Raw genomic sequence first — 10,006 nt, forward strand, 5'->3', positions numbered from 1 at the left:
GGATATCGAGGGAATCGCGTTCGCCTTCGATTGATCAAGAAGAACGCGAGGGCTCGTTTCATCCTTGAGATAGTGAGCCGATGCATGATCCAGCCGACGCATGAACCTTCGACAGACAGGCCAATCTTTGCCGCCGAGGTGCGGTCGGTCGGGCAATCGATCTCAGTGGGATTGTCCTGGATGACCTGGCGTGTCGTCCTTCGCTGCCTGGTACTCGATTCCATTGGCGAGCCGGTCGAACAGAAGCCGGACCTCTGCCCTCAAGCTCTGCGACTACTGCGAACCCGCGGTCAAATCGCTGCTGATGTCGGCGGTTTCGTTGAGCAGGCTCTTATAGACCTGATAATTCTCCATCACCCGCTGCACATAATCGCGCGTCTCGGTGAATGGGATGTTCTCGATCCAGTCAACCACTGTGTCGATCGGCTTGCCGCGCGGATCGCCGTATCGCTTGATCCATTGGGGAATACGATTCGGCCCGGCATTGTAGGCGGCAAAGGTGAGAATGTAGGAGCCGTTGAACTTGCTGATCTGCTCGCCGAGATAATGCGAGCCGAGCGTCGCGTTGAACGCGGGATCGTCGATCAGCTTGTCCTCGGCATAAGCCATCTGATAGCGGCTCGCCACCTTCTTGGCCGTCGCCGGCATGAGCTGCAGCAGCCCCTTTGCATTAGCAGGCGATACGGCGGACGGATTGAATGCGCTTTCCTGCCGCGCAATGGCATAGGCCAGGGCCTTGCCCGCGCCGGAAATGTCGGCCGTATCGGGAATGGCACCGAGCGGGAAGGCGGCAAGTCCTGGATCGTGGCCCTGCTGCATGGCGGCCTTGCCCACCGCCAGTGCCAGCGACGGACCGTGATTCCTGAGCGTGACTTCGGCCAGAGCCTGCAATTCCGTCGGGCTGGAGAGTTCGCGTGCGAAGGCGAGCGTCAACCGCCGAGCCCGGCTCGCTTCGCCCACTTGTTCGAAGAGCGCGATCGCCTGCATTTCCGGCCGCCGTGAGAACGCATCCTCGATCGCCAAAGTCGGCTGGTAGCGGCTCATCTCGATTCGCGTATCGAGCTTGGCAGCGGCCAGCTGACCGTAGAAAGTGGCAGGATAGTCCGCCGCCTTCTTGTAGAAATCCTTCGCATCGCCCGGTCCGCCGGCCTCCGCCGCGCGGCCGAGCCAGTAATAGCCTCGGGCCTGGTCGTGCGCCTTGCGGCTGGCGCCAAGAATGTTCTGGAAGTGAGTCTCGGCCGAGCCAGGATCGTGCAGCCCTCGCAATGCATACCAGCCGGCATGGAATTCCGCCTCGGCGATATCGTCCGGCGAGACGGCGAAATGCGCCGTCGCCAGTTTGTAGGCCGCCTTCGCATCACCGTGATCCATCAGTCCGCGGCTGACTATACGTGCTTCGACCCACCAGGCATCGGGATCGATGAGGGTGACAGAATCATGTGGCACCGTCTCGAGCAGCTTGGCAGCATCGGAATATTGCCGGGTCTGGCGGAACCGCTTCACCGATGCGTAGAGAAAAGCGGGATCATCCTGCCAGGCTTTCTCGACGGCCTTCAGCTTTGAGCGAGCGTCACCCGCTTTATTGGTGACTGCAACAAAAGCCGCATAAAGCGAATCGGCCTTCACCATGGTCGCGAATCGCTTGGCCTGGGTCAGCTTCTCGCCAAAGAGCAGATAATCCATCCGCCGCTTGTGGTCGTCATTGTCGAGCAGGGTGGGAAATTCGACCAGGATTTCGTTTTCGAGCTTGGCATCGAAGGCCTTGCTTTGCCACAGCGCCTTGATCAGGCGTCCCGCCCGCGGCACATCATTCTTGGCAACAGCCGCGCGCGCCAGGATGACAGTGCCCTCCGGCGTGACCGGCATACGGTCGCCGAAAGCCGCGAGCACGCGCTCGGGATCTGTATTCTCGCGATAGAGTGCCTGCTCGAGATTTTCCTGGATATCGTCCATTGCCGGCCAGCCGCGCAGCAAGTCGCGGTCGGCGATCAGCTCGGAGGAGGGGACTGCGACCTGGCCGGAAGCAGCGATCGCCCAGGTCAGCGCCAGCCGCTCGATCGAACCGCTCGGCAAACCGTCGCGCTGGGCGATTGCGCTCAAGCTGTCGCGGATGGAAAGTGCCTGCAGTCCAAGCTGGAAGGCTTCGCTCGGGGCAGGCGGCGTCAGCTTCGCAGTCTCGATGTCGGAGGTGATCGTGCTCGTATCGGGCTGGATCGTCGCTTTGTCGACTGCCGCGGTGGTTTGCGTCCTATCCACTTCCGCCGTGGTCTGGTGCGCAATGCGGGCGAGCCGATCGCTCTTGGCTGTCTTCAGGACAAGTGTGGTGACGGTTTCGCTGGGGAGAATGCGACTGGCCGCTCCGTGGCTGAACAGCGTGGCATAGACCACGGCGGAGCCGGCGGTGCAAACCATGATCGCGATGAGCGCCTGTTTCATTTCGCCGCCCCGGCTGTTCGTCCGGCAAATCTTGCCGTTGCCTGGTTAATCAATGGTAAAAACTGGACTTCCCGCCTTTTCCCATCAGCAAAAGCCGGGTAAAAGCCGCGCGAATAGCGCTTGCCGCCCCAAGCCGCCTTCGATAATGTCCCTGCTTTCCGTAATTCAGGATTGCGGCCAAAGCATGGGCTCGTCGCCCTATCAGGAGTTGTTTGATGTTCAGGGGTTCCATTCCCGCCCTTTTGACGCCGTTCAAGGATGACGGGTCCGTCGACGAGGGCGTATTTGTCGAGCATGTCGAATGGCAGATTTCGCAAGGGTCCACCGGTCTTGTGCCGGTCGGTACGACCGGCGAATCGCCGACGCTTTCGCATGCCGAACACAAACGCGTGGTGGAGATCTGCATCAAGACGGCGAACAAGCGCGTGCCGGTTATCGCGGGTGCGGGCTCCAACAATACAAGCGAAGCCATCGAACTTGCCGTACACGCCGAAAAAGCGGGAGCGGATGCAGTCCTCGTGGTCACTCCTTATTATAATAAGCCGACGCAGAAGGGCATGATCGCGCATTTTTCGGCCATCGCCGAGGCCACGAGCCTGCCGATCATCATCTACAACATCCCGCCGCGCTCGGTCGTCGACATGATGCCGGACACGATGGGTCATCTGGCGAAAACCTATAAAAACATCGTCGGCGTCAAGGATGCGACCGGCAAGATCGAGCGTGTCTCCGAACAGCGCATCACGTGCGGCAAGGATTTCGTCCAGCTTTCCGGCGAGGACGCAAGCGCGCTCGGCTTCAACGCCCATGGCGGCGTCGGTTGCATCTCCGTAACCGCCAATGTTGCGCCGAAGCTCTGCGCTGAATTCCAGGAAGCGACACTTGCCGGCGATTTCGCCAAGGCACTGGAATATCAGGATCGGTTGATGCCGTTGCACAAGGCGATCTTCATGGAGCCGGGCGTCTGCGGCGCCAAATATGCGCTCAATCGCCTCAACCGGATGAGCCGCACCGTGCGCTCGCCGTTGGTACCAACGCTGGAGCCGGCCATCGAAGCCGCTATTGATAAAGCGCTTCGGCATGCCGATTTAATGTGACATGACACACAAAGGCAGGCCGACCACGGTCGGAAAAATTGTCGCGGAGAACCGCAAGGCCCGCTTCAATTACGAAATCGTCAACACTTACGAAGCGGGTCTGGTTCTCACCGGCACTGAAGTGAAGTCGTTGCGCGAAGGCAAGGCCAATATCGCCGAATCCTATGCCAGCGACGAGAAGGGCGAAATCTGGCTGATCAATTCCTATCTGCCCGAATATCTGCAGGCCAACCGCTTCAACCATGCCCCGCGCCGGCCGCGCAAGCTCTTGCTTAACGGCAAGGAAATCAACCGCTTGCGCATTGGCATTGCGCGCGAGGGCATGACGCTGATCCCGCTCAAGATCTATTTCAACGAGCACGGCCGCGCCAAGCTGGAGCTCGCGCTCGCCAAGGGCAAGAAGCTGCACGATAAGCGCGAGACGGAGAAGGAGCGCGATTGGAACCGTGAGAAGGGCCGGTTGCTGAGAGATCGCGGCTGACCCTTTTTTCTCACTGAAAACTGCTAATGGTGCAACTCGCTGGCGAATGCTGCGCGCGCTCACAGGATATTTCGCGTCGCAGCATTTTTTCACCGTCCAGGGCAGTCGGGAACTTTACAATCATCAAAATATTAGTAAGATAGTCTTACTTTTTGTGCGTTGGACACTGCGTTCCGGCGCTGTTTTTCTGTTGCAATGAGTTTCTCGATGATAGCTGCCCATGGTGATCGCCATAAATGGATGGTGTTGAGCAACACCACGCTTGGCGTGCTCGCCGCCTCCGTCAATGCCTCCATCGTCCTTATCAGCCTGCCGGCGATCTTCCGCGGCATCCATTTGAAGCCGCTCGATCCCAGTAATACCAACACACTGCTCTGGACAATCATGGGTTATATGGTCGTCACCTCGGTGCTGGTGGTGACTTTCGGCAAACTCGGCGACATGATGGGGCGCGCGCGCATTTATAATATAGGTTTCGCGATCTTCACCTTCACCGCCGTGCTTCTGAGCGTCATGCCGACCGGCAATGGCGCCGCCGCCTATCTCGTCTGGATGCGCATCTTGCAGGGCGTCGGCGGCGCGATGCTGACGGCGACTTCGACCGCCATCCTCGTCGATGCCTTCCCGCCGCATCAGCGCGGCATGGCGCTCGGCATCAACACCATGGCGATCATCATCGGTCAGTTCGCCGGCCTGATCCTCGGCGGCGTGCTGGCCGACATCAATTGGCGCTGGATCTTCTGGATCAATGTCCCGATCGGCCTGACCGGTACGCTTTGGGGGTTCCTCAGTCTCCGCGACAAGGCGATTCCGAAGGGCGGCGTGGTGCTCGATTGGTGGGGCAACATCACCTTTGCGGTCGGCCTGATCCTGTTCCTTGTCGCCATCACCGATGGCATCCAGCCTTATGGCGCGTCGCTGATGGCCTGGGGCAGCCCGAAAGTGCTGGCTGAACTCATCACCGGGCTTGTGCTGCTGGCGATCTTTCTCGTTATCGAAAGCCGCGTTGCGCGGCCGATGTTCGACCTGAAACTCTTTCGCATCCGGCCCTTCACCTCCGGCATCGCTGCCAACCTCCTGGCCTCGATCGGTCGCGGCGGGCTGCAATTCATGTTGATCGTCTGGCTGCAAGGCATCTGGCTGCCGCTGCACGGCTATAGCTTCGAATCGACGCCGCTCTGGGCCGGCATCTTCATGCTGCCGCTGACGCTGGGTATCCTCGTCTCGGGTCCTGTCGCCGGCACGCTCGCCGACCGTTTTGGCTCGCGGATGTTCGCGGCGGTTGGCATGCTGGTCGGCGCTGTCGCTTTCCTCGGCCTGATGTTCCTCGACGCCGATTTCTCCTATCCGGTCTTCGCGGCACTGTTGTTCATTAATGGCGTCGGCACCGGCCTGTTCGCGGCGCCGAATGGCACGCAGATCATGAATGCTGTGCCGGCCGGTGAACGCGGCCAGGCTTCCGGCGTCCGCGCCACCATGACCAATGCCGGACAGGTGCTGTCGATCGGCGTGTTCTTCAGCCTGATGATCATTGGCCTGGCGCTCAGCCTGCCGCATGTCATGCAGACGCAGTTGATGGCACAGGGCTTGCCGCTGGACGTTGCTGCCAAGGTTGCCGCCGAGCCGCCGGTCGCAAGCCTGTTTGCCGCCTTCCTCGGCTATAACCCGATGGGCGAACTGGTGCCTCAGGCAGCGCTGCACGCACTGCCTGCCGCCAATGTGGCGACGATCACCGGCAATCGCTTCTTCCCCGAACTGTTGGCCGAGCCATTCATGACTGGCATCAAGATCGCATTCTCGATCTCGATCCTGCTTTATATCGGCTCGGCGCTGATGTCCTGGATAGGCGGTTCGACCCGCAGGCAGGAGCAGGCGGAGGAAATGATCATGGCCGCTGCGGAACACAAGGCCGCTTGACCCCAGAAACAGAAAAGGCGCCTTCGCGGCGCCTCTTAATCTCTAACGAAACCTGCCTCAGACGTCGTCGAACTCGTCCTGCGACGTATCCACCTGGACCGCCCGCGCCGGCGCCGGACGCTCGCTCGGGTCGCGCCCCACTTCGCCTTTCAGCGTCATCAAGTCGATGAAATGATCAGCCTGGCGGCGCAGGTCGTCGGCGATCATCGGCGGCTGGGTCGACATCGTCGAGACGACCGAGACCTTGCGACCCTTGCGCTGCAATGCTTCGACCAGCGTGGTGAAATCGCCGTCGCCGGAGAAGATCACCAGATGATCGACGACTTCGGACTGCTCCATCGCGTCGATGGCCAGCTCGATATCCATGTTGCCCTTGATCTTGCGGCGGCCCAGCGAGTCGGTGAATTCCTTTGCCGGCTTGGTGATCACTTTGTAGCCGTTGTAATCGAGCCAGTCGATCAGCGGCCGGATAGAGGAATATTCCTGATCCTCGATCAGCGCCGTGTAATAGTAAGCGCGAAGCAGATAGCCGCGCTTCTGGAACGCTTTGAGCAGTTTGCGGTAGTCAATATCGAACCCGAGGCTTTTAGACGCAGCGTAAAGATTGGCACCGTCAATAAATAATGCAATTTTCTCGCGAGGATCAAACATTCTTTTTCCTGTCAGGTTGCGGGAGCGCAGAGATCATCATAAAATTAGGCTACATATTTCGGCTGTATTCCTGGGGATCAGATATTTTACCAACCGTTCATATTCGATGCTGTTTAAAACACAATATCGGACTTTCCAAGGGAAATTTGCGCCTAATCAGGCAGATATACGTAAGTCTTCTGGTTTGGATCACACAATGCTAAAAAATCTTAAACAGGTTGCGGTCTAAAGTTGAAGTTGGCAATAGGCAAAAATCCCTTGAAGCAGGTGACATTCTAATTGTCGTGACTGGATGGATCTATTAGAAAATTTGCAACTTACGCGGTATCGAATGCTCTCTGGCTTGATTGAAGCCGGCGATGAGCCTATGAGCGGATCGTGGCTTTTTCCGTGTGTCTGGAATTTCATGCCTTGAATTCGTCGCGATAAGAGGATAACGCCTCGCCGGATAACCTGACATGATGAACGTTTAGAAGGACAGGCTATGGCCCGCGTCACCGTAGAGGATTGCATTGATAAGGTCGACAATCGGTTCGAACTGGTGCTGCTCGCCAGCCACCGTGCCCGGCTGATCTCGCAGGGTGCACCGATCACCATCGACCGCGACAATGACAAGAACCCGGTCGTGGCGTTGCGCGAGATCGCTGACGAAAGGCTGTCGCCCGACGACCTCAAGGAAGACCTGATCCACTCGCTGCAGAAACATGTTGAGGTCGACGAGCCGGAACCCGATGCCGCGACCCTGCTTGCTGCCGAAAACCAGGCTGACACCGTCGATGAGGAAGACGATCAGCCGGAAGTGGTCAATTTCGACCAGATGTCGGAAGAAGAACTGCTTGCCGGTATCGAAGGCCTCGTCCCGCCCGAGAAGAACGACGACTATTGATCGTTCTGAAAGTTTACGCCACTCTGGCTAAATCGATTGCGGAATCAGGCGCCGATCCTATGATTGGCGCCTTCTTTTATTTCAGAGCAATTCCAGGAAAAGTGTCGAGCGGTTTTTCGTCAGGAATTGCGTAAAGCGAACTTGGTCCCGGAGCAGTCTTTCAATGATGCGGCAATACGAGCTCGTCGAGCGCGTTCAGAAATACAAGCCAGACGTCAACGAAGCATTGCTCAACAAGGCCTATGTCTATGCCATGCAGAAGCATGGCATGCAGAAACGGGCAAGCGGCGACCCCTATATCTCCCACCCGCTCGAAGTCGCCGCCATCCTCACCGACATGCATCTCGACGAGTCGACCATCGCCGTTGCCCTGTTGCATGACACGATCGAGGATACGAGCGCCACCCGTGACGAGATCGACCGGCTGTTCGGCGAGGATATCGGCCGTCTGGTCGAGGGCCTTACGAAGATCAAGAAGCTCGACCTCGTTTCGCGCAAGGCCAAGCAGGCGGAGAATCTGCGCAAGCTCCTGCTCGCCATTTCGGACGACGTGCGGGTGCTGCTGGTCAAGCTCGCCGACCGTCTGCACAATATGCGCACGCTCGACCATATGTCGCAGGAAAAGCGGCTGCGCATCTCCGAGGAGACGATGGATATCTATGCGCCGCTCGCCGGCCGCATGGGCATGCAGGACATGCGCGAGGAGTTGGAGGAGCTTGCCTTCCGCCACATCAATCCGGAGGCTCACAAGACCGTCTTGAAGCGGCTTGCCGAGCTGTCGGAGCGCAATGCCGACCTCGTCCACAAGATCGAGAACGAGTTGAGCGAATTGCTGGCCGCCAACGGCCTGCAAAATGCCTGGGTCAAGGGCCGGCAGAAGAAGCCCTATTCCGTCTTCAAGAAGATGCAGTCGAAATCGCTGTCCTTCGAGCAGCTTTCGGATGTCTATGGCTTCCGCCTGATCGTCGACGCGATCCCCGACTGCTATCGTGCGCTCGGTATCGTCCATACCCGCTGGCGCGTCGTGCCGGGCCGGTTCAAGGACTATATCTCGACGCCGAAGCAGAACGAATATCAGTCGATCCACACCACGATCGTCGGCCCGGCCCGGCAGCGCATCGAACTGCAGATCCGCACCCGCCGCATGCACGAGATCGCCGAATACGGCATCGCCGCCCACACGCTTTACAAGGATGGTACGAACACCCAGGCGCGGGAAGGCACCAACCTGCAATCCAATGCCTATTCCTGGCTGCGGCTCACCATCGAATCGCTGGCCGAAGGCGACAATCCGGAAGAGTTCCTCGAGCACACCAAGCTCGAGCTCTTCCAGGACCAGGTGTTCTGCTTCACGCCCAAGGGCAAGCTGATTGCGCTGCCGCGCGGCGCCACGCCCATCGATTTCGCCTATGCGGTCCACACCAATATCGGCGACACCACGGTCGGCGCCAAGATCAATGGCCGTATCATGCCGCTGGTGACCCGGTTGGCAAACGGCGACGAAGTCGAAATCATCCGCTCCGGCGTGCAGGTGCCGCCGGCAGCCTGGGAAGAGATCGTCGTCACCGGCAAGGCTCGCTCGGCGATCCGCCGCGCCACAAGGCTCGCCATCCGCAAGCAATATTCCGGCCTCGGCCAACGCATCCTCGAACGCACCTTCGAACGCGCCGGCAAAGCCTTCTCGCGCGAAATCATGAAGCCGGCGACGCACCGGCTCGGCCACAAGGAGGTCGAAGACGCGATCGCCGCTGTCGGCCGCGGTGAGCTCTCGTCGCTCGACGTGCTCAAGGCCGTCTACCCCGATTACCAGGACGAACGGGTGACGGTAAAGCAGAGCAACGAGGAGGGCTGGTTCGCCGTCTCCGGCGCGCAGGGCATGATGTTCAAGATTCCCGACGGGCAGAAGCCGGTCACCGAGGCAGCCGAACTGGCTGGCGAACAGGAGCGCCATCGGCCGTTCCGCGCCCTTGCCAGCGATATCGAGGTGCGTTTCTCGCCTTCAGGCGCGGTGCCTGGCGATCGCATCGTCGGCATCCATGACGGCAAGCACACGATCACCATCTATCCGATCCAGTCGCCGTCACTGTCGAAGTTCGACGAGGAGCCGGAGCGCTGGATCGACATGCGCTGGGATCTCGACGAAGCCAACAAGACCCGCTTCATGGCCCGCGTCCATGTGAACGCGCTCAATGAACCGGGCACGCTGGCCACTGTCGCACAGGCCATCGGCACCGCCGATGTCAATATCCGTACCCTTTCCATGGTCCGCGTCGCGCCGGATTTTACCGAGATGGAATTCGACCTCGAAGTCTGGGATCTGCGGCAGCTCAGCAACATCCTGGCTCAGCTCAAGGATCTGTCGTGCATTTCGACGGTGAAGCGGGTGTTTGACTAGGCCGTAAACTCATAAACGGGCTTCCCCTTTGGGTTTGACGGTGATTCAAGGCTGCCATTGATTTGGGAGCCTAATGATGACCCGTCGCCGCCATGAGCTGACTGATTTGGAATGGAATATTATCGCGCCTTTGTTGCCGAATA

General features: G+C 59.2%; 7 protein-coding genes. 5 read left to right on the top strand and 2 right to left on the bottom strand.

Annotation, left to right across the window (positions count from 1 at the left end; genetic code table 11):
* Positions 1-273 precede the first annotated feature (273 nt).
* Positions 274-2,436, bottom strand: a complete 2,163-nt coding sequence (locus AC1DYF_RS01610; RefSeq protein ID WP_477874545.1) for a lytic transglycosylase domain-containing protein — start codon at positions 2,434-2,436, stop codon at positions 274-276.
* A 215-nt stretch (positions 2,437-2,651) separates the two neighbouring features.
* On the opposite strand from AC1DYF_RS01610, the gene dapA reads away from it, so the two are divergent.
* From dapA to AC1DYF_RS01625, 3 genes are all read left to right on the top strand, one after another.
* The gene (gene dapA / locus AC1DYF_RS01615) at positions 2,652-3,533 is read left to right on the top strand and encodes a 4-hydroxy-tetrahydrodipicolinate synthase (RefSeq protein ID WP_477874547.1); all 882 of its coding nucleotides are present in this window, start codon (positions 2,652-2,654) and stop codon (positions 3,531-3,533) included.
* A 1-nt stretch (position 3,534) separates the two neighbouring features.
* A complete protein-coding gene (smpB, locus tag AC1DYF_RS01620; protein WP_477874549.1) occupies positions 3,535-4,014 on the top strand; it encodes an SsrA-binding protein SmpB in 480 nt (159 codons plus the stop codon).
* A gap of 207 nt (positions 4,015-4,221) precedes the next feature.
* Positions 4,222-5,931: an MFS transporter gene (locus AC1DYF_RS01625; RefSeq protein ID WP_477874551.1), complete on the top strand. Its 1,710-nt coding sequence runs from the start codon at positions 4,222-4,224 to the stop codon at positions 5,929-5,931.
* A gap of 57 nt (positions 5,932-5,988) precedes the next feature.
* Here the strand turns inward: AC1DYF_RS01625 and AC1DYF_RS01630 are convergent, their stop codons facing one another.
* Positions 5,989-6,582 (bottom strand): LabA-like NYN domain-containing protein, encoded by a 594-nt coding sequence (locus AC1DYF_RS01630; RefSeq protein WP_477874553.1) that lies wholly within the window; start codon positions 6,580-6,582, stop codon positions 5,989-5,991.
* A 484-nt stretch (positions 6,583-7,066) separates the two neighbouring features.
* On the opposite strand from AC1DYF_RS01630, the gene rpoZ reads away from it, so the two are divergent.
* Both rpoZ and AC1DYF_RS01640 read left to right on the top strand, forming a co-directional pair.
* Positions 7,067-7,468, top strand: coding sequence for a DNA-directed RNA polymerase subunit omega (rpoZ, locus tag AC1DYF_RS01635; protein ID WP_477874555.1), 402 nt, complete (start codon positions 7,067-7,069; stop codon positions 7,466-7,468).
* 163 nt (positions 7,469-7,631) lie between these two features.
* Positions 7,632-9,863, top strand: a complete 2,232-nt coding sequence (locus tag AC1DYF_RS01640) for a RelA/SpoT family protein (protein WP_477874557.1) — start codon at positions 7,632-7,634, stop codon at positions 9,861-9,863.
* The last annotated feature ends 143 nt before the right edge of the window (positions 9,864-10,006 follow it).

This window comes from Rhizobium sp. P2_G9, assembly GCF_056403475.1.

Bases quoted from the DNA above. Each gene is read 5' to 3' on its own strand.
- AC1DYF_RS01625 (WP_477874551.1), top strand. From the start codon at position 4,222: ATGATAGCTGCCCATGGTGATCGCCATAAATGGATGGTGTTGAGCAAC.
- AC1DYF_RS01640 (WP_477874557.1), top strand. From the start codon at position 7,632: ATGATGCGGCAATACGAGCTCGTCGAGCGCGTTCAGAAATACAAGCCA.
- smpB (WP_477874549.1), top strand. From the start codon at position 3,535: ATGACACACAAAGGCAGGCCGACCACGGTCGGAAAAATTGTCGCGGAG.
- rpoZ (WP_477874555.1), top strand. From the start codon at position 7,067: ATGGCCCGCGTCACCGTAGAGGATTGCATTGATAAGGTCGACAATCGG.
- dapA (WP_477874547.1), top strand. From the start codon at position 2,652: ATGTTCAGGGGTTCCATTCCCGCCCTTTTGACGCCGTTCAAGGATGAC.
- AC1DYF_RS01630 (WP_477874553.1), bottom strand. From the start codon at position 6,582: ATGTTTGATCCTCGCGAGAAAATTGCATTATTTATTGACGGTGCCAAT.
- AC1DYF_RS01610 (WP_477874545.1), bottom strand. From the start codon at position 2,436: ATGAAACAGGCGCTCATCGCGATCATGGTTTGCACCGCCGGCTCCGCC.